The following is a 25,057-nucleotide window of genomic DNA, read 5'->3' on the forward strand; positions in this document are numbered from 1 at the left end:
CGATGGTACCCCCGGGGGCATCAGAGTCTCAGTGTCCGGGTGCCGGTTCGTCGGCGAGCGTGGCGATGGCAGCGCGGAGCTTGGTCGCTGCGTCGTGGGCGACGTCGCCGAGCGCCGGCACTCCGGTCGACTGGACCATGATGTCGGGGTTCATGGCGTCGACGATGATCACGTCGGCGTTGTCCGGGTCCTCGCGGACGACGACGTTGCAGGGGAGCAGCAGGCCGATCTGTCGCATGACGCCGACGGCGCGGTGGGCCAGGGGCGGGTTGCACGCGCCGAGAATCAGGTAGCGCTCCATGTCCTCACCGAGCTTGGCTTTCAGGGTGGCCTGCATGTCGATCTCGGTGAGCACGCCGAAACCCTGCTCTGCCAAGGCGTCTCGGGTGCGCTGGACGGCGGTGTCGAAGTCGGTGTCGGTCAGGGTGGTGGTCAGAGCGATGGTCACGAGTGTCGTCCTTCGGTCGGGGGTGTCAGTGGGAGAAGCTGATGGACGGGAGGGCCTTGCGGAGCCAGGCCGGTGACCACCAGGCGGCGGAACCGGTCAGTCGGAGCAGGACGGGCAGCAGGATCAATCGAATGAGCACCGCGTCGAGAAGAACGGCGACGCCGAGAATGATGCCCATCTCCTTCGGCGGGAGCGGGTCGGCGAGGGCGAAAGTGAAGAACACCGCCACCATCACCGCGGCCGCGGCGAAGATGACCCGCCCGGAGTGGGCGAGACCGTCGATCATCGCCGTCGTCGCGTCGCCGGTGCGCTCGACGTGCTCCTTGGCGGTGGCGAGGAGGAACACGGTGTAGTCCATGGCGATGGCGAAGATCATCGCGAAGAAGAACACCGGTCCCCACCCGTTCAGGAAGCCCTGCGGGGTGAAGCCGAGCAGCGAGGCGCCGTGCCCGTCCTGGAAGATCAGCTTCGCGACGCCGAACGCGGCGGCGGTGGAGAGCAAGCTGACCGCGGTGCCCAGGAACGCGATCAGGGGTGCCTGCAGTGCGACGAGGAGCAGCACGAACCCGAGGATCAGGATGATCGTGACGACGAGCGGCAGATAGTCGTTCAGGGCCTGCTGCAGGTCGAGGTTCTCCGCGGGTGCGCCACCGACCAGCGCCGACTCCGGGAGCTCGCCGCGCAGGTCGGCGAGGATGGTGCTCATCGACTCGTCGGAGGGGTCGACCGCCGGGATCGCCTGCAGGAGTGCGTAGCCGGAGCCGTCGGCGGCGGGTTGCGGTGGGGTGACCATGGCGATTCCGGATATCTGCGCCGCGGCGGCGGCCGTGTCGGCGGCGCCGGCCGAGGGAACGACGATCTGCAGTGCGCCGGGGGCGCCGTCTCCGAACTGCTGCTGGACGAGGGCGTAGCCCTGCCGCACGGGTGCGTCCTCGGGGACGACGGAGATCGACGGCATCGCGACCTTCAGGCCCAGGACCGGCAGTGCGAGTGCGACGAGGACCCCGATCGAGGCGAGCGCGAACGGCCACGGGTGCTTGTGCAGGAGAGCGCCCCACGCGGCGAACACCGACGAGCGGTGCTGCTGACGCTTGGCGTAGGGAAGGGACGCGGCATCGACCTTCGGTCCGAGCGCGCCGAGGGCGGCGGGGAGCAGGGTGAGGGTGGCGAGCAGGACGAAGGTGACGGCGAGCATGATCCCGACGGCCATGGTCCGCACCGCGGGGGCGGGGACGATCAGCACGGCGGACAAGCTGACGAGGACGGTGAGTCCGGACAGGACCACGGCTTTGCCGGCGGTGTCCATGGTCTCGGCGACGGCCGCGCGGGGATCGCGGGAGCGCAGGGCGTCGCGGAAGCGGGCGACGAGGAAAAGTACGTAATCGATGCCGAGTGCGAGGGCGAACATCATGGCGAAGTTCATGGCCCACACCGAGATCGGGGTGATCTCGTTGAGCAGGACCAGCCCGCCGGCGGAGGCGACGAGACCGGCGATGGTCAAGAGCAGCGGGAGTCCGGCGGCGACGAGCGAGCCGAACGCGAGGACCATGATGGCGAGGGTGACGGGCCAGGAGATGAGTTCGGCCTGGATCATCGCGTCGTGGTTGGCCTTGTCGAAGTCCGACCACAGCGCCGACGCTCCGGTGGGGTAGACCTCGACACCGTCGCCGGAGAGTGCGGTGAGCTGGTCCTTGACGTCGTCGACGGCGGTGACCATCTCGTCGGTGGTGCCGTCGGCGCCGGCGATGAGGATGCCGGTGCGTCCGTCCGGGCTGATCGTCATCCCCGGCTGCGGGGGCACGATCTCACCGAAACGCGGGTCCGCGTTCAGGATGTCGGTCGCGCCGGTGAGCGCGGCGGTCGCTGCCGGGTCGCTCAGCGCACCGGAGTCGCTGTGGACGACGACCTGCACCGCGGCGGAGGAGTTGCCGCCGAAGTGCTCCTCGGCGAGCTCGCGGACCTGCACCGATTCCGATCCGTTCGCCTGCCACCCGGCGCCGGCGAGGGACGAGAACACCGACGGTGCAGCGGATCCGAGGGCGATCAGCAGAATCAGCCAGGTGCCGAAGACCCAGCGGCGGCGGGTGACCATGGCTGCGCCCCACCGGCCGAGGCGGCCGGGGGCACTGTCGTGGTGGTCGCCTGGCAGGGATTCGGCGACGGTGTCGGACTGGGACACGGTGGACTCCTATACGGGTGGGGGTATCTGAGCGGCCTGGATCGGCCATCGTCGAGAAGTGGTGTGAGGGTGTGCTCAGCGGTGGAACTGTGAGCATTCGGCAAGGGGGCCCACAGGACACTCCTTCCGCGTTCGATCCGCTGTACTGCGCACACCGTGTCACATACGAGGGGGGGTATGCAAGTACCCCCTGGGGTATCTGACCGAGGTTGCCGGGTGTCGGTGCGACGACCGCCGACGTACCCCCAGGGGGTACTCGTCGGTACGCTGGGGCCCGTGTTGCACAGTCTTCGGCAGCGACGTTCGCTGACCCTCGCTGTGCCGATGGCCTGGTGGGCCGTCTCGATCGCACTGGGCGTGGTGCTGATGCACATGGTGGTGCCCGTCCAGACCGCCGCGGCCCATGAAGCGATGCCGAACCACCACGCGTCGATGGACGCGGAGGTCCACGCTGACGCCGCCACGCACATCGCGGAGCCCGGTCCGGCGGCGGAGCGACTGCCGTGTCCCGGCGGTCACGACATGATGCATCCGTGCATCGGGACGGTCACCTCGTTCCCGCCGATGTCGGTCCCGATCGGGGCCGTCGAGTGCCTGCCGGCGCTCGATGACGCATCCGACCGTGTCGTCGTGATCGTCGCCCGCGCAGGTCGAGCTCCACCATGGGCGCTGTCCTCGCTGGACGACTCGGTACTTCTGCGGGTGTGACGGGGAGCCCGGGGCAGTGATGCCCCGGCGGATCGCACGTCGATTCAGACCCCTTTTCCGTTCGACACACCTCAGGAGTACGCCCATGCATGTCAAGAACACGACAGTCACCACACTCGCCGCTGCCGCGATCGGAGTCGCCCTCGTCGCCGGTTGTGGCGACGACGGGTCGTCCGCGTCGATGGAGGGCCACTCGATGGGTTCCTCGTCCATGGAGTCCGCGCCGTCTCAGGATCCCGCTGCGGACTTCGCCGACGCCGACGTCGCGTTCGCATCGATGATGTACCCGCACCATGCTCAGGCTGTCGAGATGGCCTCCATGGTCGACGGGCGGTCCACGAACCCGGACGTGGTCACGCTCGCCGACGAGATCGCGGACGCGCAGGGACCCGAGATGGACCAGTTGGCCTCCTGGCTGGCGGAGTGGGGTCGGCCGTCTCCGTCTGCATCGCCCGACGACATGCAGGGCATGGACCACGGGTCGGGGAGCGGAATGATGAGTTCGCAGGACATGGCCTCCCTGACGGCCTTGTCCGGCGACGAGTTCGACCAGCGGTGGCTGACGATGATGATCGACCATCATCGAGGTGCGGTCGCCATGGCGGAGACGGAGATCGAGGAGGGCTCGAACGACGACGCGGTCGCGATGGCCCGCACGATCGTCGAGACGCAGAACGCCGAGATCGCCAGGATGGAACAACTTCTCGGTTGACCTCCGGCCGACGGCCGCCACTCCGACGGGAGTGGCGGCCATCGGGTGCGGCCCGTGTCAGTTCCGGAGGCGCGCCGCGAGTTCGTCGACGCGCGCGGCGATGTCGTCGCGCACCAGGCGCATCCGCTCGATGCCCTCGATGCCTCGCGTCGACGGCTCGTCGGTGTCCCAGTTCAGGTAGGTCGGTCCCTCGACCGGGTCGACGGTCGCCTCGGTGCCGAGGGTGACGACGTAGTCCATCCGGGACATCAGATCCGGATCGATCGGCTTGGGGTGCTCACCGGTGAGATCGACTCCGACCTCACGCAGCGACTCGGCGGACAGAGCGTTGACTGCACTGCCGGGGGCAGTCCCGGCGGAATGCACCTCGACATCGTCACCAGCAACCGTGCGCATCAGCCCTGCGGCCATCTGCGACTTGCCGCCGTTCTTCACGCAGACGAACAACACACTCGGCTTGCGGGACATCAGGATTCCTCCGTCTGTCGGGTGGGTGAGAATCGTCTGCGCAGTGCCAGCGAGACGTAGACCAGGCCCACGAGCACGGGGACTTCGATCAGGGGTCCGACGACGCCGGCGAGGGCTTGACCGGACGTGGCGCCGTAGGTGGCGATCGCGACAGCGATGGCGAGTTCGAAGTTGTTGCCCGCCGCGGTGAACGCCAGGGTCGTCGTGCGCTCGTAGCCCAGTCCCATCGCTGCGCCGAGGGCGTATCCGCCGCCCCACATCACGGCGAAGTACACCAGCAGCGGGAGCGCGATGCGAACGACGTCCAGGGGCTGGGAGGTGATGCGGTCGCCCTGCAGGGCGAACAGGACGACGATGGTGAACAGCAGTCCGTAGAGCGCCCACGGCCCGATTTTCGGGATGAACGAGGTCTCGTACCAGTCGCGGCCCTTGGCGCGTTCGCCGAAGTACCGAGAGGCGAATCCGGCGATCAACGGGATGCCCAGGAAGATCAGGACGGACTTCGCGATCTGCCACGGTGATGCCTCGATGGTGGTCTGGTCGAGGCCGAGCCAGCCGGGGAGCACGGAGAGGTAGAACCAGCCGAGGACGGCGAACATGATCACCTGGAACACCGAGTTGATGGCCACGAGTACGGCGGCGGCTTCGCGGTCGCCGCAGGCGAGGTCGTTCCAGATGATGACCATCGCGATGCAGCGGGCGAGTCCGACGATGATGAGTCCGGTGCGGTACTCCGGTAGGTCGGGGAGGAACAGCCAGGCCAGCGCGAACATCAGGGCCGGGCCCAGGATCCAGTTGAGGATCAAGGATCCGGCGAGCAGTCGCGTGTCGCCGGTGACGGTGTCGAGCCGGTCGTAGCGGACCTTGGCCAGCACCGGGTACATCATGATCAGCAGGCCGATCGCGATCGGCAGGGAGACGCCGTCGACGGAGATGGACGACAGGGCGTCGTTCATCCCGGGGATCAGTCGTCCGAGCAGCAGCCCGACGACCATCGCGACGCCGATCCACACCGGCAGAAACCGGTCGAGGGTGGAGAGCTTGCCGACGACGGCGGGGTGGTCGCTGGTGTTCGCCGCGGTGCTCATGCGGTCACCAGCGTCGGGTCGACGGTGGCCATGACGGCCGACAACTGCTGCAGCGCATCGGGAACCACGCGGTAGTAGACCCAGGTTCCACGCCGCTCGGAGCCGAGCAGGCCGGCCTGGCGAAGCACCTTGAGGTGGTGGGAGATGGTCGGCTGCGACAGGTCGAAGGATCCGGAGATGTCGCACACGCACGCCTCACCACCGTCATGACTCGCGATGAGACTGAGCAGGCGCAACCGGACCGGGTCGCCCAGCGCCTTGAACATCGACGCGAGGATGTGCGACTGCTGCTCGGTCAGAGGTTCACGAACCAGGGGCGAGCATCGGACACCCGTGTCGGGCTCTGACTGATTCGACATTCTTCTATATTGACGGTTGTCGATGGTCTCGGTCAAGTCGCACCCTACTCTCCGGTGAGAGTAGAGTTCCGCCCCAGCGGAGGGCCGTGCTCGGCCTCCGGCAGTCCCGCACCGTGAAAGAGGCTCGTCATGTCCCACGCCGGCTCGACCGTCGCCCCACCCGAGGACACCTCGGTGCTGGCCGCGCTGCGCTCACCTCGTCGACTGAAGACCGAGGTGCTGGCGGGCCTGGTCGTCGCGCTGGCGCTGATCCCGGAGGCGATCTCGTTCTCCATCATCGCCGGTGTCGATCCCCGCGTCGGACTGTTCGCGTCCTTCACGATGGCGGTCACCATCTCGATCGTCGGCGGTCGTCCGGCCATGATCTCGGCCGCCACCGGAGCGATCGCCCTCGTCGTCGCGCCACTGTCACGCGAGTACGGCCTCGACTACCTCATCGCCGCCGTGATCCTCGGTGGCGTCCTGCAGATCGTGCTCAGCGTCGTCGGAGTGGCGAAGCTGATGCGCTTCATTCCGCGCAGCGTGATGGTCGGGTTCGTCAACGCGCTCGCCATCCTCATCTTCACGTCGCAGTTGCCCTACCTCATCGGCGTGCCCGCCCTGGTGTATCCCCTCGTGGCAGTGGGTCTCGTGGTCATGGTGTTCCTTCCCAAGCTGACGACCGTAGTGCCCGCACCGTTGATCGCCATCGTGATGCTCACCGCCGCCACCCTCGTGTTCGCGCTGCAGGTTCCCGATGTCGGCGACGAGGGCGAGCTGCCGTCCTCGCTTCCGACGCTGCTGCTCCCGAACGTGCCGTTCACCCTCGACACCCTGTCGATCATCGCGCCGTTCTCGCTCGCCATCGCACTGGTGGGTCTGCTCGAATCACTCATGACCGCGAAGCTGGTGGACGACATCACCGATTCGCGCTCGAACAAGACCCGCGAGGGTTGGGGCCAGGGTGTCGCCAACCTCGTCACGGGCTTCACCGGCGGCATGGGCGGCTGCGCGATGATCGGCCAGACCATGATCAACGTGAAGGTCTCCGGCGCACGTACCCGGATCTCGACCTTCCTCGCCGGAACGTTCCTGCTGATCCTCGTGGTGGGACTCGGCGACATCGTGGCACTCATCCCGATGGCCGCGTTGGTCGCGGTCATGATCATGGTCTCGGTGGGCACGTTCGACTGGCACAGCATCCGTCCGTCGACCCTGCGGCGCATGCCCAAGAGCGAGACGCTGGTCATGATCGCCACGGTGGCCGTGACCGTCGCGACCCACAACCTGGCCTACGGCGTCGTCGTCGGTGTCGTCACCGCGATGGTGCTCTTCGCGCGGCGGGTCGCGCACCTCACCGAGGTGGTCGACGTGGCACATCCGGACGAGAACACGCGCGTCTACAAGGTGCTGGGAGAGCTGTTCTTCGCCTCCAGCAACGATCTGATCCACCAGTTCGACTACGTCGGTGACCCCGAGAACATCGTCATCGACATGTCGGAGTCCCACATCTGGGACGCCTCCACGGTCGCGACGCTCGATGCCGTCACCACGAAGTACGCGGCGAGGGGCAAGAAGGTCGAGATCGTGGGTCTGAACGCGTCGTCCGTGGAACGACGGGACCGGCTCAGCGGACACCTCGGCGCAGGACACTGATCGGGCCCGGTCTCCGGGTCGGAACTAGAGTCGACGCACACTCGACGTACGACGAAGGAGCGGGACAGTGGGCGAGAGCATGCAGATCGGTGAGGTCGCCGAGCGCACGGCACTGTCCATTCGCACACTGCGCCACTACGACTCGGTGGGTCTCGTCGTCCCGTCGGCGCGATCGGCCGGCGGATTCCGGCTCTACACCGAGGCCGACGTCGAGCGGTTGTTGGTGATCCGGCGAATGAAGCCGCTGGAGTTCACGCTGGCCGAGATGGGCGAGCTGCTCGCAGCCCTCGACGTCCTCGGGAACGGCGATGCCGACGACGAGGACCGCGCTGCTGCAACACAGTTCGTCGACGAGTGCCACGACAAGGCGCTGGACCGATGCGAGACGTTGCGACGCCATCTTGCCTACGGCGAGGAGTTCGCAGCTCTGCTCGCGGCCCGCAGGCCGGTCACCGAACTCTGAGTCAGCTCTCCTCGCGGCGCTGATACACGTCGGGGATGCCGTCGTGATCGTCGTCGCGAGTCTCCTCCTCGTGGATCAGCTTGTACGCGCGGTTGCGGCTGCGCAGAATCGCGGCGGCGATGCACGCCGAGATCACCGATCCGGTCAGAACTCCGACCTTGACGTGATCGTCTCGCTCGGTGCTCTCACCGAAGGCGAGGTCGCCGATCAACAGCGAGACGGTGAAACCGATGCCGGCGAGAACGGCGACGCCGAACACGTCACGCCACGCGAGTCCGGCATCGAGAGTGGCACGGGTGAAGCGGGACACGAGATACGTGGTGCCCAGCACGCCGATGGTCTTGCCGACCACCAGTCCCGCGACGATGCCGATGGCGATCGGGTCGCCGAGCGCCTCGAAGAAGCCCGACACGCCGCCGACGGTCACGCCGGCGGCGCAGAATGCGAAGAGCGGCACCGCGACACCGGCAGAGAGAGGTCGGATGCGATGTTCGAAGTGTTCGGCCATACCGGGTCCGGCCTCCGGACCGCCGGCGGCGCGGCTGCGGATCACCGGCACCGCGAATCCGAGCAGCACGCCGGCGACCGTGGCGTGAACGCCGGACTCGTGCATGAGAACCCAGGTGACGACCGCGAGGGGAATGAGAATCCACCACGACCGGATCCGTCGCTGCACGGCGACGGCGAAGAGGGCGAGCGGGATCATCGCGGCGCCGAGCGCCACGAAGTTCAGGTCGGCGGTGTAGAAGATCGCGATCACCGTCACCGCGAGGAGATCGTCGACGACGGCCAGCGTGAGCAGAAAGGTGCGCAATGCGAGCGGTAGGTGCGTGCTGACGACGGCGAGAACGGCGACCGCGAAGGCGATGTCGGTCGCGGTGGGAATGGCCCACCCCAGCAGTGCGCCGTCACCGGTGCGCAGATTGACGACGACGAAGATCAGTGCGGGCACGGCCATGCCGCCGATCGCGGCCGCGATGGGCAGGGCCGCACGCGCCGGGTCGCGGAGGTCGCCGGCGACGAACTCGCGCTTGAGTTCGAGGCCCACGACGAAGAAGAAGATCGCGAGCAGGCCGTCCGCGGCCCACGTGGAGAGAGTGAGATCGAGGTGGAGCGCGGACGGGCCCACTCGTGTCGCCATGAGCGTGTCGTAGGCGGCCGACCACGGGGAGTTGGCCCAGACGAGAGCGATCACCGTGGCGACCAGCAACAGGGCACCCCCGACGGTCTCCTTGCGCAGCACGTCGGTGATGCGCGAGGCTTCGGACCACGACCCCCGCGAGAGCAGACTGCGACGCGTGGGAGGTGGCGAGGATGACGTCATGGGGTGCCCTTCGGTGCTCTGACGATCAGGAGTTGTCGTACGCGGTGGCGTCGGTACGGCGTTGGTGGGCTTCGCCTTCGGCGGAGTCCGCGAACTCGGGGGTGTCGAAGACCTCGCCGCCGAGCGGATCGACCGGCTCGTCGTGCTCCGAGTACTGAACGGCGCCGGTGTCCGGGTCGATCTGAAGTCGGCTCTGCGGTACCGACTGGACCGCGAGCAGCCCGGACGGGGTGGACAGGCCGTCCTTCGACGGGGACAGACCGGCGAACGTGGTGGAGATACCGCCGCGCTCCGGCCGTCGCGCCGGTGTCGCGCGGTCCACGGGCGGTGCATCTCCGGCAGGGGTGATCCGGACGTAGGACGGCGTGGTGGCCACCTCGTAGCGGAAGGCCTTCAGGAGTGACACGCACGCCAGCACCATGATGATCGAGAACGGCACCGCGGTCGCGATCGACGCCGTCTGCAAGGCCGTGAGTGATCCGGATCCACCGATCAGCAGCAGAACAGCGGCAGCGACGCCCTCGAGCACGGTCCAGTAGACGCGGGTGATCTTGGGTGTGTCGAGATCACCACCGGTGGAGAGGATGTCGATGACCAGCGAGCCGGAGTCCGAGGAGGTGACGAAGAAGAACACGATCACCGCGATGGCGAGAACGCTCGTGACGGTCGCGAGCGGAAGACCGTCGAGAAGTTGGAACAGGCTCGTGTCCGTGCCGACGGTTCCGTCGTCGGCGAGCATGGTGCCCTCGTTGCGCTGACGGAGGATTCCGGAGTCACCGAAGATGGTGAACCACAGCGAGCCGACGAGAGTCGGTGCGAGCAGCACGCCGAAGACGAATTCGCGGATCGTGCGGCCGCGCGAGATCCGTGCGATGAACATGCCGACGAACGGTGCCCAGCTCATCCACCATCCCCAGTAGAAGATGGTCCAGGCGCCGGCCCACCCGTCCTCGGCGAAAGGCGATGTACGGAGCATCAATTCCGGCAGCGCCTGGACGTACCCACCGAGGTTCTGCACCCACGACTGCATGAGGAACAGCGTCGGTCCGGCGATCAGGACGAACACAGCCAAGCCGGCGGCGAGTGCCATGTTGATGTTGGAGAGCCATTTCAGGCCCTTCGACACACCCGAGACGACGGAATACGTGGCGAGCAACGTGACGAAGGCAATGAGGGCGATGGTCAGCCAATTGTTCGTCTCCACCCAGCCGAGGTAGGACAGACCGGCGGAGATCTGCTGAACACCGAAACCGAGTGAGGTCGCGACGCCGAACAGCGTTCCGATGATGGCGATCGCGTCGATCGCGTGACCGATACCGCCCTCGATCCGTTGCCGTCCGAGCAGTGGCTCGAGGAGCCAGCGAACCGACAGGGGGCGGCCCTTGCGATAGGTCATGTACGCGAGTCCGAGACCGACGACGACGTAGATCGCCCATGCGTGCAGACCCCAGTGGTACAGGGTGAGCTCCATGGCCTGGTTGGCGGCCGCGTCGGTCGATCCGTCGACACCCCCGGCAACTGGGGGAGTGATGTAGTGCGACAACGGTTCCGCGACGCCGTAGAACACCAGTCCGATGCCCATACCGGCGCTGAAGAGCATCGCGAACCAGGAGAGGACGCCGAATTCGGGGCTCTCGTCGTCGCGGCCGAGGCGGATGTTGCCGATACGGCTGGCGCCACAGTAGAGGGCGAAGACGACGAATCCCGTCGCCGTCAGGATGTACCACCATCCGACACCGTCGGTGATGGCCCCGTTGAGGGCCTCGAATGCGTCGGCCGCGGTACCCGCGAAAATGACGGAGAAAACGATCATGGCGACGATGATCGCGGACGCGGGAATGAATACCGGTTTGCGTATTCCGCGCCAGGCGGATCCTACTGAATTCACTTGTTCACATCCAGAGAAATAGACGATCGGTCAGTCGATCATGGCGGTGAGGCCGGGGTGGACGCGAATCCGCTACGTCCGGACCAGTCGGTCGACCCGCTCGATCGCGGCGGTGAGCGACCGCGGGCATTCGTGTTCCGGGAGGTGACCGCAGTCGTCGAGCACCGTCGTGTCCCGACCGGTGATCTCCCACACCTGGTCGTCCAGTCGACGGTGGTCGAGCACCGGATCACACGATCCCGCCACCACTTCGAGCGGCACCGCGCGGCTCCACTCCGCGAGCCGCCGCTCCGAGATGTGGCGATCCGCGCGCGTTCCGGCGCAATGCGTCGACACCAGAAGTCGCCATTCCACCAGGTCGTCGTCCGGACGGAAATGTTGTCCGCAGAGTGCGGCCACCGCCCTGGAGGTGCTGTGCGCTGACGTGCGGCGTCGCAGGAACCGCCCATCGGGGCGAGAGACCGGGACGATGCCTTCGGGACGGACCAGCACCATCGCGCCGACCGACGATCGGCAGGTGGCGGAGAGGGCCGCCGCGGCGCCGCTCCCGATGCCCAGCAGAACCGGCCGCGGGGCGCCGATCTGCGTCAGGGTGTCCTCCAGCCAGCGACCGTAGTCGGCCGAGGCCCGGCCCCGGCGCGGGCGCACCCCCGAACTGAGCCCGGGCTGGCCGGGCATGTCGGCGACGTGCACCGTGGCGTCGGGCATCGCATCGATCAGCGGCGTCAGAAGTGCCGCGCAGGACAGCTCGCCGGGCACCACCACGACGGTGCGCTGCGCGTCGGGTCGAACGACGGACGTGACGACGGTCGAGCCGAGCGAGGTGTCGATCCGGCGAACGGTGTGCGGCGTGGACCAGTCGGCGAGTCTGCGTCGGCACCATTCCTGCACGGCGTCTCGGCCTGCTGTGGTCCGGTACGTGCCCGTGTCGACGGCGAGCATCATGTCGAGGTGCCTCTTCCTGCTGGACGTCGTTCGGGGTCGCGGAAGCGACCGCCGACCAGACTTCCCGGCACACCGTGGGAGGACACTACTCGTGCGGTCGGCGGGTTGCCACTCGGCGACAGGGGTCCCGCGGAAGGACACGCGCCGGGCGTGCTCGACCGGCATGATCGGGCAATGGCGACGACCAGGCACCACCGCATCGACTACATCGAGCTGTCGGTCACCGACCTGACGGTCGCTCGGGCCTTCTACGCGGGGGCCTTCGGATGGACGTTCGTCGACTTCGGCCCGACGTACGCCGGCATCGTGGGAGCCGACGGCGCCGAGGTCGGTGGGCTGGCCGTGGTCGAGACCCCCGCGCCGGCGGGAGGACCACTCGTGCTGCTCTACTCCGAGGACCTGGGCGCATCGGCCGAGGCGGTCGAGGCCGCGGGCGGATCGGTGGTGTCCGGCCCCTACGACTTCCCGGGTGGACGACGGTTCCACTTCGCCGATCCGAGCGGCACCGTGCTGGGTGTGTGGGCGTCGTCCTGAACGACGCAATGACGACAGTGGAATCGAGACCCCGGATTCCGGGGTCTCGATTCCACGATCAGCGGGCTGCTTCAGTCGACCAGGACCCCAGCAGTCGCAGTCGATCCGCGCTCGGGGATCCGGGCTCCGCTGTGTAGACCATGAGGACGGAACCGGGGTCCGCGGTGATCACCAGTTCCTCGTAGGCGAGGTGGACCTCGCCGACGACGGGATGGTGGAAGCGTTTGGTCCCGGCGCCGTGAGTGCGAACGTCGTGCGCTCCCCACAGCCTGCGAAAGGTCTCGTCGCGTGTGGACAGTTCGCCGACGAGGTCCTGCAGGCCCTTGTCGTGTGGGTCCCGGCCGGCCTCCGCACGCATGATGGAGACGCACATCTGCGCGAACAGGTCCCAGTCGGGATAGAACTCCCGCGACAGCGGATCGAGGAACTGGAACCGAGCCAGGTTGGGCACCCGGCCGCCGTCACCGATGACGGGCGCGTAGAACGCTTTTCCCAGTTCGTTGGTGGCCAGCAGATCCTGCCGTCGATTGCGCACGAAAGCGACGCCGTCGGTGATGGAGTCGAGTGCCCACTGCAGGCTGATGCGCGGTGGGGTGATGCGCTCCGCCCTGCGACGGGGGCGTCCCGACGTGGGGACACCGTCGGCCGCGCGAGCCAGATCGAGCAGATGCGCATGTTCGGTGTCGGTGAGCTGCAGGGCGCGCGAGAGCGCGTCGAGCACCGACGACGATGCGCCGCCGATGGCGCCGCGCTCGATGCGGGCGTAGTACTCGACCGACAGGCCGGCCAGCGACGCCACCTCGCTGCGACGCAGGCCGGCCACCCGACGGGTACCACTGGTCGTGATGCCCGCTGCCTCCGGTGTCAACCTCGCGCGGCGGGTCATGAGGAACTCGCGAACCTCGGCCTTGGTGTCCATGAATTCAGCGTAGGACGACCGGAGGCGATGAGGGAGGCCCTGTCATGACACCCCTCGCGCGGTCAGGCCAGCGTCGCCGTGTCGATGACGAACCGGTAGCGGACATCGGAGGCGAGCACGCGTTCCCACGCGTCGTCGATCTTGTCTGCGGAGATGACCTCGATCTCGGCTCCGAGACGATGCTCGGCGCAGAAGTCGAGCATCTCCTGAGTCTCCGCGATCGAGCCGATGGCGGATCCTGCGAAGGTACGGCGGTGCGGGATGAGCGAGAAGACCTGCAGGGGGAGTGGTTCCGCCGGCGCGCCGACGTTGACCATGGCACCGTCGACGGCCAACAGCGACAGATGTGCGTTCAGATCGATCGACGCGCTGACGGTGTTGATGATCAGGTCGAACGTGGAGGCGAGATCCGTGAACGTGTCCGGATCGCCGGTGGCGAAGTAGTGGTCCGCGCCGAGACGTAGTCCGTCCTCCTGCTTCGCCAGCGACTGCGACAGGACGGTGACCTCGGCTCCCATGGCGTGCGCGAGCTTCACGGCCATGTGCCCGAGTCCACCCATCCCCACGACGGCGACCTTCTTGCCGGGTCCTGCGCCCCAGTGGCGGAGCGGTGAGTACGTGGTGATGCCGGCGCACAGCAGCGGCGCCGCAGCGTCGAGCTCGATGCCCTCGGGGATCGTGACGACGAAGTGCTCGGTGACGACGACCTGCTGCGAGTAGCCACCCTGAGTGACCGTGCCGTCGCGGTCGGTGCTGCCGTAGGTCTGAATGGTGCCGACGAGGCAGTACTGTTCCAATCCCTTGACGCACTGGGCGCACTCGCCGCACGAGCCGACCATGCAGCCGACGCCGACGCGGTCGCCGACCGCGTGCTTCGTGACCTCGGAGCCGATCTCGGCCACGATTCCCGCGATCTCGTGGCCGACGACGAGGGGGTACGGAACCGGGCCCCATTCGCCGCGGGCGGTGTGGATGTCGGAGTGGCAGATTCCGGCGAACGCGATGTCGATTCGGACGTCGTGAGGTCCGACATCGCGGCGGTCGATGGTGTAGGGAGACAGTGGCTCGTCTGCTGCGGTGGCGGCGTACGCCTTCACGGGAGTGGTCATGTCTCCAGTCGACACCCGCATCGGCGGTCGAGGGAGTCCCTGACGAAGGGTGTACCCGCAGGGCACCTCTCGTCGAGACGGTCAGTCCAGAGGTGCTGCGAACGTGCGGAATTCGCCGCGCTCGGTGTGCATGGTCCACAATAGTTCCGCGAGCGCGTCCGGTTCGTGCGACGGCTCACCCGCGCCGATGCCCCGCGGAATGATCAGCTGGCCGACGTGCAGCCCCTCCGGTGCGAGTGCGTCGTGCAGCAGTTGGGCGTAGGCACTCTCGCCGGCGAAGACGACCGAGGTCCCGGCGACGGTCGCGCCGGGACGAACTGCACTGCCTCCGTTCACGAACAGCACGGTGCCGCGTCCCAGCGACCGCATTCCCGGCAGTGCCCAGTTCACCGCGGTGACGGGTCCGTAGATGGAGAACTCGACCGGACCGACGAGATCGGCCACGCGTGTCTCGAGGACCGGCTTCATGAATTCCCTTGCCGGGACAGGGCTGTACTGCAGCACCTCGATCGGTCCGAGTCGCTCGGCCACCGAGTCCAGCGCGGTGGTCAGGGACTCGGGGTTCCGGACGTCGGCCGCGAAGCCCGCGGCGGTGATCCCGGCATCGCCCAGCGAGTCGGCGATGCGGTCGACATTGCCCTGCTCTCGTGAGATCAGGGCGACCGAGAACCCCACGCGGCCGAAGCGGCGAGCGACGGCGGCTCCGAGTCCCTCACCCGCACCGATGATGGCGATCGTGGTCATGGTCGTTACTCCTCTGATCGAGTGGAAGTCAGGACACCAGTGCGTCGTGCTGCGGGGTGGTGCCGGCGCGGTGGCCGTGTCCGGGCCTGGCCATGATCACGAGGGTAGCCAGCGGAACGAGCAGCGCGGCAGCGAACGCTGCGCCGACGACCGGGATCGAGGCCGGGCCGAACACGCCGATGGCCCGCGCGGTGACCGCACTCCCCATCGCGGTGCCGAGGTTGAACATGGACGTGCACAGCGACGTGGCCAGGGTGGGTGCGCCCTCGGCGAACCTGACGGCCATCGACATGAGGACCGGGTTCATGCCGAGACCGGCGAGACCGGCGATCGCGAGAAGTGCGATCGCCGGTGCGGCGTGGTCCGACACCGCGCCGAGCAGGGCGAGTGCTGCCACGACGGCGATGCCACCGCTCAGAGCAGTCCCGTACGGCGCGCGGCCCGCGAGCCGGCCACTGCCGAGTGTGCCGGTGACGGCCCCGACGCCGAAGATCGCGAGACCCACCGGGAGGAGTTCGGTGGACAGGCCCGCGCGCTCCGTCAGCAGCGGGGCGATGAACGAGTAGGTGGACATCACGGCCGAGGTGACGAGGACGCAGGCAGCCATGACCACCCACAGGCGCCGCGACATCAGTGCCGCCGTCTGCTCTCGCAGCGGGACGGTGGTCGAGGCGGAGCGACCGCCGGGAACGATGCGAGCGACGGGAACGGTCGCGAGCAGCGCCAGCCCGGCGAGGATCCAGAACGGGCCACGCCACCCGACGAGCTGACCGGCGACGGACCCGAGGGGCACGCCGATGACGGTCGCCAGGATGCCGCCGCTGAGGACCATGCCGATGGCACGCGCGGCGTCGTCCGGGCCGGACACTCGAGCACCGACGGACGCTGCGATCGACCAGAACGCCCCCGTCACCAGCGCGGTCACGAAGCGGGCGACGAGGACGACGGAGAGCTCGTCGGTGAGTGCCACGACGACATGTCCGGCGGCGAACACGGCGAGCGAGAGCAGCAGCGTCGTGCGCTCGGGAACTCGAAGCACTGCCACCGCCACCGCCGGCGTGGCGATCATGCCGATCGCGAATGCCGTGACCAGGAGACCCGCCTCGGAGATCCCGATGGCCAGGTCGCCGGCGATGTCGGGCAGCAACCCGGCCACGACGAACTCGGACGTGCCCATGAGGAACGTGCCCATCGCCAGGACGGAGACGAGGAAGGGCAGCGGTCGACGTTCGGTGGTGGAAGGCACGGTCGTCGACGCTATCGACGTCCTCGCGGCGCAACGAGACCCTGACAGGGAACCTCTCGCTCCCGAGCCACCTGTGTGCAGTGATCCGCGGATACCGCGGATCACTGCACGCGAGTCAGCGCTCGAGCACCGTGCTTCCCACTCGAACCCCACCTTGTGATGATTTCATCAGAAAGTCTTGACGGGCCATCCGATCATGAGTGACGATGTGATCATCTACTTCAGGAGCGGCCATGACGATCGACCACGCGCACCGAACTCGCGACGTCGACGGGCATCAGGGGATGCACGTCGATCAGGGTGCGTTGCCGGGTGAGCATCCCGGTCGTGCGGTGAACCCGGTGATCAAGGTCCAGGACATCGCCTGGCTCGAGTTCCGCAAGCCCGACCTGGACCGCGCGCAGACGTTCGCGGAAGCATTCGGCTTCGGAGTCACCGTGCGGACCGACGACGAGTTGCATCTGCGCGGGCTGGCTGACGGAGCGCCGTGCGTCATCATCCGCAAGGGGCGCCGGACGTCCTACGTCGGTGCCGCCTTCCGTGCCGCCGAGTCCGCCGACGTGCTGCGCCTCGCCCGCGCGACGGGTCATCGCGTCGAGCGGCTGCCCGAGTCGATCGGGGGGATCGGGGTGACCGTGACGGATCCGAGCGGCCAGCCGGTGCGGGTGGTCGCCGATCTCGACGACGGTCGCCCACTGCCGGGTCAACGCACCCACGACTACAACTTCGGGGCGCTCGACGACGCGGGGATCACGCGCACCAATGCCACGCAGCGGCCACCGCACGAGCCCGCCCTCGTGGAACGGCTCGGTCACGTGGTGCTGCAGCGCACGCGCTATCTGGTGAACCTGACCTGGTATCTCGAACACCTGGGGCTGATCGTCAGCGACTTCCTCTACTACGACGGGCAACGTCACCGCGGACCGGTCATGAGTTTCATCCGCTGCGACCGGGGGTCCGAACCGACCGACCACCACACGCTCGCGATGACGCTGGGGCCGTCGGACCGCTACGTCCACTCGGCGTACCAGGTGTGCGATCTCGACGCCATCGGTGCGGGGAGTCGCTATCTCACCGAGCGCGGCTACCGGCACTCGTGGGGGATCGGTCGGCACATCCAGGGCAGTCAGATCTTCGACTACTGGCGCGACCCGGACGGCTTCCTCGTCGAGCACTTCAGCGACGGTGACCGCTTCGACGCCACGCTCGAACCGGGCTGGGCGCCGATGACGGCGTCCGGTCTCGCGCAGTGGGGACCACCCGCGAGCAAGGACTTCCTGGGGATCGCACCGAACAAGCGGTCCCTGTCGGAACTGCGATCCATCCTCACCGGACTGCGCAGCGACAACGAATTCGACTCCGAACGCCTTCTCGGCCTGATGAAAGTAGCCTCGACATGAGCATCGCCGTTCTCCGCACCGCCGACGGATGGTGGGTGCAGACCCGCGAGGGTGCCGTTCGGGTGGACACCACAGCGACCACCACCGCGGACCTGCTCGCAGACCGGTCGGCCGTCGATGCTGCCGCGGCCGGTGGCGAGACCGTCCCCGTGGCATCGCTGGAGCTCGTCTCGCCCGTCACCGCGCCGTGTCGAGTGGTGGCACAGATGACCAATTACGTGTCGCACGTGAAGGATTCCGGTATGAATCCGGAGACGGTGCCACTGACTTTCTTCCGGAAGTCGTCGGGGTCGATCAGCGGACCGACCGCCGACATCGTCCGGCCGGCCCATGTCACCCTGCTCGACTACGAGGTGGAGATCGGGCTCGTGGTGGGGACGACCCTTCCCGTCGGATCGACGATCGACGACACGACGGTCGCCCGCCACATCGCGGCACTGGTGATCACCAACGACGTGTCGGCCCGCGACGTCCAGCTGCCCAAGACCCAGTTCTACGAGGCGAAGTCGTACCCGACCTTCACCCCCGTCGGCCCCGTCCTCCTTGTTCTCGAGGACGGCGACCTCGATCGTTTCGAGCAACTGCGGTTGATGCTGCGCGTCAACGGGGAGATCCGGCAGAACAGTACGGTGCGAGACATGATCTACCGACCCACGGAAGCGCTGCGGACCCTGACGGGGTTCCAGCGCGTCGACCCGGGCGACCTGATCCTGACCGGCACTCCGGGAGGCACGGCTCTGAAGGCGCCACCGAAGCCCATCGAGATCATCGGCGCTCTGCTGCCGCCGGCCGTGAAGTGGAAGACCTTCTTCAAGCGTCAGGCGAGCAACCCGGCCTACCTGCAGGACGGTGACGTGGTGGAGGTGACCATCGCCACCGACGACGCGATGCTCGACCTGGGGATGCAGCGCACGACGGTGCGGTACGCGTGACGCACCACCCGGCCGTCGTCGTCGGCGCGGGACCCACCGGAATGGTGGCAGCCTCACTGCTCGGTCGGCACGGCATCGAGTGCCTCGTACTCGACCGGTGGGAGGACATCTTCCCGCAGCCGCGTGCCGTCCACCTCGACGACGAGGTCCACCGCATCCTCGGTGACCTCGGCGTCGCGGAGGCGTTCACCGAGATCTCCCGCCCCGGACGCGGCCTGCGCCTGGTGGACCCCGCCATGGACACCATCGCCGAGTTCGAGCGTGATCCCGATTCCCGTCCCCACGGCTTCCCTCCGGCCAACATGTTCGACCAGCCGGAGCTCGAGCGCATCCTGCGATCGGCGATGATGCGGAATCCTCACGTGCAGTTTCGCGGCGGCGTGGAGATCACCGACGTGGCCACGATGAGGGACCACGTGCAGGTGATCGTCCGGGACGTCGCCACGGGCGAACGCAGCGCCGTCACGGCCGACGTGGTGCTCGGGTGCGACGGTGCGAACAGCGCGGTGCGGGCCGCGCTCGGAACGACGATGCGGACTCTCGCGCCCGAACAGCGGTGGCTGGTGGTCGACGCGTCGAGCCCCGTCGACCCCGGCCTGTGGGACGGGGTGCATCAGCTGTGCGATCCGCACCGCGCGGGCACGTTCATGCGCATCGGCGAGACCCGCTATCGCTGGGAGTTCGAACTTCTCGAACACGAGACCGTCGGCGACTTCCCGGATCTGGATGCACTCGCACCGCTGCTCGACCCGTGGCTGCGCCGAGCACCGCGCACCGATCTCGAGCTCGTCCGGGTCACCGAGTACACGTTCCGGGCCCAGCTCGCAGACCGGTGGCGTGATCGACGGGTGTTCCTGCTGGGCGACGCGGCGCATCTGACACCGCCGTTCATCGGCCAGGGGATGGGCGCCGGTCTGCGCGACGCCTACAACCTGACCTGGAAGGTGGCCGGGGTGCTGGGCGGATCTTTGCCCGAGGCTGCTCTCGACAGCTACGAGCAGGAACGAGTACCGCACGCGCGCGCCATGATCCGCCAGGCAGTTGCCGTCGGATGGGCCATGAACGGCGGCGGTGAGAGGGTCGCGGGTCTGCGTCGCCGGGTGTTCCCGGTGGTGACACGTGTTCCCGGACTGAGTTCCGTCGTCACGGACAGCGCGACTCCGCGTCTGCACCCGTCGATGTTCGTGCGACGTGGATCGATGTCGCCGCGCAGGCTCGAGGGAACGCTGTGCCCCAACGCGCCGACCGAGCGCGGTGTTCGCTTCGATGCCGTGGCACCGTACCGGTTCACAGTGGTCACCACCGTGAAACCCGAACCTGCGCAACGTCAGGAGATCGCCCGCCGCGGCGCGGAGGTCCTTCTGGTCAGCCCCGGCTCCGACCACGGCAGATGGTTACGCCGCGGACGGGTGTCCGCCGCTCTGGTCCGCCCCGACCGGACGGTGATGGCGACCGCGCGGTCACTGTCCGCCCTCCACACCCTTGTACCGCCGTCGCCGAGCCCGTTGCCCCCGAACACGATCGGACGCGCCGATGAGAACTGACACGGCACTTCCTCGCTACACCGAGGACATCTACTCCACCGCGGCCATTCTCGATCCGTACCCGCACTATGCGGAGATGCGGGCTCTGGGTCCGGTGGTGTGGCTGACTCGCCAGAAGGTTCACGCGATCACGCGCTACGCGGAATGCAAGTCGACGCTGCTCGACGACGGCACGTTCGTCTCCGGCGACGGTGTCGCGCTGAATCCCGTCGCCAATAGACTTGGTCGTGGAACGACGCTCAACAGTGACGGCGACGAGCACGCGTTGAAGCGATCCGTGCTCGCACATCGTCTCACTCCGAAGGCCGTCCGGAAGATGGCGTCGGCGGTGCAGGACAAGGCCGAGCAGATCGTCGACGCGGCGCTGACGCAGCAGTGCATCGACGGAGTCGACGACCTGGCCACCGCGCTCCCGACGTCGATCGTTCCCGATCTCGTCGGGTGGCCGGAGGACGGCCGTGGCGACCTGCTGCGCTGGGCCGGAGCGACATTCGATGCGCTCGGTCCCCTGAACCGGCACGCGGTGACGGCGACCCGAGCAGCGTCGGAGATGATGGCCTACTCCCGCCGGGTGGTCCGTGAACGCTCGGTGCTGCCGGGCAGCATGGGTGCGGACGTTCTCGCCGCGGCCGACGAGGGGCGCATCGAGAGATCGCAGTGCCCGGCGTTGATGATCGACTACCTCGGACCGTCGCTGGACACGACCATCGGCGCCATCTCCGGTGCACTGCACCTGTTCGCGACCCATCCGGACCAGTGGCAGGCGGTCCGCGAGGATCCGTCCCTGATTCCCAACGCGGTCAACGAGGTCGTGCGATACGAGTCGCCGATCCGTGCGTTCTCCCGCAGGGCGGTGCGCCAGGAGACCATCGGCGACGCGATCATTCCTCGGGGCGCGCGAGTGCTGGTGCTCTACGCGTCGGCGAACCGTGACCCCCGCGAGTGGCACGACCCGGACTCCTTCGACATCACCCGCGATGCGTCCCGTCAACTCGGCTTCGGATCCGGCGTGCACGGATGCGCGGGTCAGGGGCTCGCTCGTCTCGAGGCGTCCACGATGCTGCGAGTGCTGGCCGAGCGCGTCGAGCGCATCGAACTCACGGGCACACCGTCGCGTGCGGTGAACAACGTCATCCACCGATTCGACCGCCTCCCACTGAGGTTGGTCGCAGCAGAGAGGAGATCGTCATGATCGTCGATGTCGACTGGGATCGATGCGAGGGACACGGCATCTGCGCAGAGCAGGCGCCGGAGGTGTTCAGCCTCGACGACGAGGGCGAGCTGCACCATGCCTACGACGGCGCGGACGTCCCGGACGAGTTGGTGCCCGGTGCTCGGTCCGCCGTGAGTGTCTGTCCGGTCGCGGCGCTGCGTGAGCGCGCGTGAGCGGTGCCGCACGCCGGGTGGTGATCGTCGGTGATTCCATCGCCGGATGTACCGCCGCACGTGAACTCCGAGCGCTGGGTCACGACGGTCCGATCACCATGATCGGATGCGATCCCGACGGCTGCTATGCCCGGCCGCCGCTGTCCAAACGCGTTCTCGCGGAGGGCATCGGTGCGTCCGATGTCTGGGACCTGTCCGATCTCGACCTGACCGCCGTCACCGCGCTGGCGACCGGAGTCGATGTCGGGCGACGACTGATCACTCTCGCGGAGGGTGACGACGTTCCGTACGACGCTCTCATCGTGGCGACGGGGGCGGACGCTCGCAGACTGGCTGCACCCGACCAGAGCGGTGAGCTGGTGGTGCGCAGCCTTGCCGATGCTCGTCTGCTGCGGGAGCGGCTGGAGAATGCGACGTCCGCGATCGTCGTCGGCGCAGGGTTCCTGGGGATGGAAGTGGTGAGTGCCTGTGCGGCACGCGATGTTCCGGTCACGGTCATCGACGTGGATCCGCCGTTGCAGCGGATACTCGGCCCGTTCCTGTCCGAGGCGATCACCGCACGGGCGGCTGCACGCTCGGTCGACGTCCGCCGGGTGGACCGGCCCGTCGAGTTGATCGGCGATCCGGTGGGTGGGGTCCGGATCGACGGCATCGAGTCGACGGCCGATCTCGTGGTCAGCTGTGTCGGTGAGGTCCCCGGCACGCACTGGCTCGACGGCAGCGGGATCGGTGACGGCGGCGGCGTCGACATCGACGACCGCTGTGCGACCGCGGTGCCGGGAGTGTTCGCTGCGGGAGACGTCACTCGTGGCTCGGACGAAAACGGCCGGGTTCGCCGTACCCCGTTCTGGTCCACTGCGATCGCGCAGGGCAGGGTCGCCGCGGCATCGGTGTTGGATGTGCCGGCCCGGTGCGCACCGACGGACGACTACTTCTGGACCGAGGTACTGGGATTGTCCATCAAGGTCGTCGGTCCGCTGCCTCTCGTCGGTGCACCCACCGTGTTGGAGGGATCGGTGAAGGACGGCTCGGCTCTCCTCGAGTGGACACACGAGGACGGTCGCAGGACCGTCGTGGCCTACGGGATGAAGAAGGCTGTCGGGTTGTTGCGACGCATGGTGTCGTGATCTGTCAGATCACTTCCCGAGTTCGCCGAACGTGGCGTCGATGTCGGCCATCTCCATCTCTGCGGTCTGCTGGATCAGCTCCATGAGCTCCGGATCGAGCCCGGGTGCGAACTCCTCCGGTCGCTCGGGCGCGATGTCGAGGGGTGCACCCGCCGGCGCCTGTTCGCTCGCGTCGAGATCCGTTCCGTCCTTCGACGGCGACATGCCCTGGTAGATACGGCCCGCCTCGGACGCGCCGGTGAGGTCGAAGGTGTACTGCTTGCTCTGCAGGCCCATCTCCACGAGCTTCTGCACCTCGGGGAACTGCTCGGCGTTCGTCTTCGGAATGGGCAGCGTCTTCTTCCAGTCGACACCCAGTGTCTCGAGTGCCTTCGCGTAGCCGTTCTCGTGCGCCTGGTCCCGAACGATGAGGTAGGAGATGGTGGACCGGGCGGTCTTGTTGTCGGTCATCTCGTACATGCGGCACTTCTGCAGGCGGCCCGTCGATTCGAGCATCAGGTTGTACAGCAGATCGAGCACGAGGTTGCCCGAGTTGTAGACGTAACTGCCGCTCCACGGGTTGCCCACCGAGTCGACGGGCATCGCGCCCTGAGCACCGACGAGGTAGTGGTGGATATTGCCCTCGGACAGGGCGATGTTCAGCGGCACGGCGCCGCCCGCGCCCGGTGTGTCGAGCGGATCGTTCTGCTTGCCCTGGTATCGCGGCGACCCGTCGAGCAGGCGAGAGATGGTGGTGCCGATGAGTTCGACGTGACTGATCTCCTCGGTACCGATGCCCTGGATCAGGTCCCGGTAGGGCTTGGCCGCGGAGCCGCGGAAGTTCATCGACTGGAACAGGTACTGCATCATCGTGCGCATCTCGCCGAACTGGCCACCGAGGCCCTCCTGCAGCGCGTTCGCTGCGGCGGGATCGGGCTCGTCGGGAACGATGTCGTGGATCAGCTTCTGTACGTGCAGATACATGGGGCCTCCTCAGGCGTGGGGCGGAACTGCCGCCCACGCAGCACGGGTGCCCCGAGTCTGACCACCCTCAATCCTTCGGTGTTGTTCCAGCCTTCGGAGAACGCTGTTGTGACCCACCACATTTCACTGGTGTTAAGCATCTTTATTGTTCTGTGATACACGCCTCACGGAGCCGTCCGAGCACATTCCGTCCGGAGAATGACAGGTATGACCTCATCTGTGGCGATCAGCCGTGACACAGCAGTCGGCCCGGAAGCCCGGTTGTCCTGGATTCTGTCGGGCCTCGCCGGGATGGTCGGCGCCGTCGCATTTCTGCATTCCGCTGGATACTTCGTCACCTTCATGACGGGAAATACCGAACGCGCGGTCGTGGGACATTTCGGTGAGCCCGCCGGCAAGGAGGTGGCTCCGGGCGCATCTCCCTGGGCCGCACTGGCACTGATGGGATCGTTCCTGCTCGGCGTGGTCATCGCGTCGATCTGCCGACGGAAGTACTGGTCGAACCATCCGCACGGTGCCACCGTGGTGACGACGATCGCGCTCGCGGTGGCGGGGTCGATCGACATCGCACTGTCCGGGTGGTCGTCCGCCGACGTGAACTTCTATCCGATCCTTCTCATCGCTTTCGCGCTCGGCGCGTTGAACACCGCCTTCACCAAGAAGGAAGAGACCTACATTCCGCTGAGTTATGTCACCGGAACGCTGGTCAAGCTGGGGCAGGGAATCGAACGCCACCTTTGCGGTGGCGGAACCCGCTACGACTGGCTCTGCTACCTCATGCTGCTGGGGTCGTTCTCGCTCGGCGGTGCGATCGGCGCTTTCATCGGCGTCGTCATCACCGGTCCCCAGGTGCTCCTGCTCGCCGCGCTGTTCAGCTTCGGTGCCACGATCTTCACCTTCACCCACACCGAACGGCAGACGGTCTTCGGCTGACGG

25 protein-coding genes are annotated in these 25,057 nt (G+C 67.5%); 12 read left to right on the top strand and 13 right to left on the bottom strand.

Annotated features, from left to right (window positions below; translation table 11 throughout):
- Positions 1–28: 28 nt before the first annotated feature.
- Positions 29–448, bottom strand: coding sequence for a DUF302 domain-containing protein (locus tag ASG69_RS00305; RefSeq protein ID WP_027504396.1), 420 nt, complete (start codon positions 446–448; stop codon positions 29–31).
- A 25-nt stretch (positions 449–473) separates the two neighbouring features.
- A complete protein-coding gene (locus ASG69_RS00310) occupies positions 474–2,540 on the bottom strand; it encodes an MMPL family transporter (RefSeq protein WP_082544620.1) in 2,067 nt (688 codons plus the stop codon).
- A gap of 363 nt (positions 2,541–2,903) precedes the next feature.
- Here ASG69_RS00310 and ASG69_RS00315 point away from each other — a divergent pair, with 363 nt between their 5' ends.
- Entirely contained in the window at positions 2,904–3,335 is a 432-nt protein-coding gene (locus ASG69_RS00315; RefSeq protein ID WP_056446472.1) for a DUF6153 family protein, read from the top strand.
- A gap of 85 nt (positions 3,336–3,420) precedes the next feature.
- A complete protein-coding gene (locus ASG69_RS00320) occupies positions 3,421–4,047 on the top strand; it encodes a DUF305 domain-containing protein (protein WP_056446475.1) in 627 nt (208 codons plus the stop codon).
- Between the two features lie 57 nt (positions 4,048–4,104).
- On the opposite strand, the gene ASG69_RS00325 is transcribed toward ASG69_RS00320, so the two are convergent.
- Genes ASG69_RS00325 through ASG69_RS00335 form a run of 3 tightly spaced genes read right to left on the bottom strand, consistent with a single transcriptional unit; the run spans position 4,105 to position 5,962 of the window.
- Positions 4,105–4,515 carry an arsenate-mycothiol transferase ArsC gene (locus ASG69_RS00325; RefSeq protein WP_056446478.1) on the bottom strand — a complete coding sequence of 137 codons (411 nt, stop codon included), beginning with the start codon at positions 4,513–4,515 and terminating at the stop codon, positions 4,105–4,107.
- On the bottom strand, positions 4,515–5,603 hold the full coding sequence (arsB, locus tag ASG69_RS00330; protein WP_056446481.1) for an ACR3 family arsenite efflux transporter: 1,089 nt from the start codon (positions 5,601–5,603) through the stop codon (positions 4,515–4,517). The genes ASG69_RS00325 and arsB overlap by 1 nt, the downstream gene beginning before the upstream one ends.
- Positions 5,600–5,962 (bottom strand): ArsR/SmtB family transcription factor, encoded by a 363-nt coding sequence (locus ASG69_RS00335; protein WP_056446484.1) that lies wholly within the window; start codon positions 5,960–5,962, stop codon positions 5,600–5,602. The genes arsB and ASG69_RS00335 overlap by 4 nt, the downstream gene beginning before the upstream one ends.
- A 129-nt stretch (positions 5,963–6,091) precedes the next feature.
- Between ASG69_RS00335 and ASG69_RS00340 the strand changes: the two genes are divergently transcribed.
- Together ASG69_RS00340 and ASG69_RS00345 are read left to right on the top strand one after the other, a co-directional pair.
- Positions 6,092–7,597 carry a SulP family inorganic anion transporter gene (locus tag ASG69_RS00340; RefSeq protein WP_027504389.1) on the top strand — a complete coding sequence of 502 codons (1,506 nt, stop codon included), beginning with the start codon at positions 6,092–6,094 and terminating at the stop codon, positions 7,595–7,597.
- A gap of 67 nt (positions 7,598–7,664) precedes the next feature.
- Positions 7,665–8,060 carry a MerR family transcriptional regulator gene (locus ASG69_RS00345; protein ID WP_162246778.1) on the top strand — a complete coding sequence of 132 codons (396 nt, stop codon included), beginning with the start codon at positions 7,665–7,667 and terminating at the stop codon, positions 8,058–8,060.
- A gap of 1 nt (position 8,061) precedes the next feature.
- On the opposite strand, the gene nhaA is transcribed toward ASG69_RS00345, so the two are convergent.
- From nhaA to ASG69_RS00360, 3 genes are all read right to left on the bottom strand, one after another.
- Complete coding sequence (gene nhaA, locus ASG69_RS00350) at positions 8,062–9,384, bottom strand: Na+/H+ antiporter NhaA (RefSeq protein WP_027504387.1); 1,323 nt, start codon at positions 9,382–9,384, stop codon at positions 8,062–8,064.
- 25 nt (positions 9,385–9,409) lie between these two features.
- Positions 9,410–11,197, bottom strand: coding sequence for a BCCT family transporter (locus tag ASG69_RS00355; RefSeq protein ID WP_235578789.1), 1,788 nt, complete (start codon positions 11,195–11,197; stop codon positions 9,410–9,412).
- Positions 11,198–11,344: 147 nt separating this feature from the next.
- Positions 11,345–12,217: an alpha/beta fold hydrolase gene (locus tag ASG69_RS00360; RefSeq protein ID WP_056446487.1), complete on the bottom strand. Its 873-nt coding sequence runs from the start codon at positions 12,215–12,217 to the stop codon at positions 11,345–11,347.
- Between the two features lie 174 nt (positions 12,218–12,391).
- On the opposite strand from ASG69_RS00360, the gene ASG69_RS00365 reads away from it, so the two are divergent.
- A complete protein-coding gene (locus tag ASG69_RS00365) occupies positions 12,392–12,751 on the top strand; it encodes a VOC family protein (protein ID WP_056446490.1) in 360 nt (119 codons plus the stop codon).
- A 58-nt stretch (positions 12,752–12,809) separates the two neighbouring features.
- Here the strand turns inward: ASG69_RS00365 and ASG69_RS00370 are convergent, their stop codons facing one another.
- The 4 genes from ASG69_RS00370 to ASG69_RS00385 form a co-directional block, all read right to left on the bottom strand.
- Positions 12,810–13,670, bottom strand: a complete 861-nt coding sequence (locus tag ASG69_RS00370) for a helix-turn-helix transcriptional regulator (protein WP_056446493.1) — start codon at positions 13,668–13,670, stop codon at positions 12,810–12,812.
- Positions 13,671–13,732: 62 nt separating this feature from the next.
- A complete protein-coding gene (locus tag ASG69_RS00375) occupies positions 13,733–14,779 on the bottom strand; it encodes an NAD(P)-dependent alcohol dehydrogenase (RefSeq protein WP_056446496.1) in 1,047 nt (348 codons plus the stop codon).
- 81 nt (positions 14,780–14,860) lie between these two features.
- Positions 14,861–15,523 carry an SDR family NAD(P)-dependent oxidoreductase gene (locus ASG69_RS00380; protein ID WP_056446499.1) on the bottom strand — a complete coding sequence of 221 codons (663 nt, stop codon included), beginning with the start codon at positions 15,521–15,523 and terminating at the stop codon, positions 14,861–14,863.
- A gap of 28 nt (positions 15,524–15,551) precedes the next feature.
- Positions 15,552–16,769, bottom strand: coding sequence for an MFS transporter (locus tag ASG69_RS00385; protein ID WP_235578790.1), 1,218 nt, complete (start codon positions 16,767–16,769; stop codon positions 15,552–15,554).
- A 233-nt stretch (positions 16,770–17,002) separates the two neighbouring features.
- Between ASG69_RS00385 and ASG69_RS00390 the strand changes: the two genes are divergently transcribed.
- From ASG69_RS00390 to ASG69_RS00415, 6 genes are read left to right on the top strand one after another with little or no spacing between them, the layout of a single operon-like run.
- On the top strand, positions 17,003–18,169 hold the full coding sequence (locus ASG69_RS00390) for a VOC family protein (protein ID WP_056446501.1): 1,167 nt from the start codon (positions 17,003–17,005) through the stop codon (positions 18,167–18,169).
- Positions 18,166–19,101 carry a fumarylacetoacetate hydrolase family protein gene (locus ASG69_RS00395; protein ID WP_027504379.1) on the top strand — a complete coding sequence of 312 codons (936 nt, stop codon included), beginning with the start codon at positions 18,166–18,168 and terminating at the stop codon, positions 19,099–19,101. The genes ASG69_RS00390 and ASG69_RS00395 overlap by 4 nt, the downstream gene beginning before the upstream one ends.
- Positions 19,098–20,645, top strand: coding sequence for a bifunctional 3-(3-hydroxy-phenyl)propionate/3-hydroxycinnamic acid hydroxylase MhpA (mhpA, locus tag ASG69_RS00400; RefSeq protein ID WP_268788533.1), 1,548 nt, complete (start codon positions 19,098–19,100; stop codon positions 20,643–20,645). Before ASG69_RS00395 ends, mhpA begins: the two co-directional genes overlap by 4 nt.
- Positions 20,635–21,837 carry a cytochrome P450 gene (locus ASG69_RS00405; RefSeq protein WP_056446505.1) on the top strand — a complete coding sequence of 401 codons (1,203 nt, stop codon included), beginning with the start codon at positions 20,635–20,637 and terminating at the stop codon, positions 21,835–21,837. The genes mhpA and ASG69_RS00405 overlap by 11 nt, the downstream gene beginning before the upstream one ends.
- The gene (locus tag ASG69_RS00410) at positions 21,834–22,031 is read left to right on the top strand and encodes a ferredoxin (RefSeq protein ID WP_027504376.1); all 198 of its coding nucleotides are present in this window, start codon (positions 21,834–21,836) and stop codon (positions 22,029–22,031) included. The genes ASG69_RS00405 and ASG69_RS00410 overlap by 4 nt, the downstream gene beginning before the upstream one ends.
- Positions 22,028–23,158 carry an NAD(P)/FAD-dependent oxidoreductase gene (locus ASG69_RS00415; RefSeq protein ID WP_056446509.1) on the top strand — a complete coding sequence of 377 codons (1,131 nt, stop codon included), beginning with the start codon at positions 22,028–22,030 and terminating at the stop codon, positions 23,156–23,158. Before ASG69_RS00410 ends, ASG69_RS00415 begins: the two co-directional genes overlap by 4 nt.
- A gap of 9 nt (positions 23,159–23,167) precedes the next feature.
- Here ASG69_RS00415 and ASG69_RS00420 read toward each other — a convergent pair whose 3' ends face one another.
- Entirely contained in the window at positions 23,168–24,121 is a 954-nt protein-coding gene (locus ASG69_RS00420; protein ID WP_056446512.1) for a manganese catalase family protein, read from the bottom strand.
- A gap of 207 nt (positions 24,122–24,328) precedes the next feature.
- Between ASG69_RS00420 and ASG69_RS00425 the strand changes: the two genes are divergently transcribed.
- Positions 24,329–25,054 carry a YoaK family protein gene (locus ASG69_RS00425; protein WP_056446515.1) on the top strand — a complete coding sequence of 242 codons (726 nt, stop codon included), beginning with the start codon at positions 24,329–24,331 and terminating at the stop codon, positions 25,052–25,054.
- The last annotated feature ends 3 nt before the right edge of the window (positions 25,055–25,057 follow it).

This window comes from Rhodococcus sp. Leaf225 (assembly GCF_001426145.1).
GTDB lineage: Bacteria > Actinomycetota > Actinomycetes > Mycobacteriales > Mycobacteriaceae > Rhodococcoides.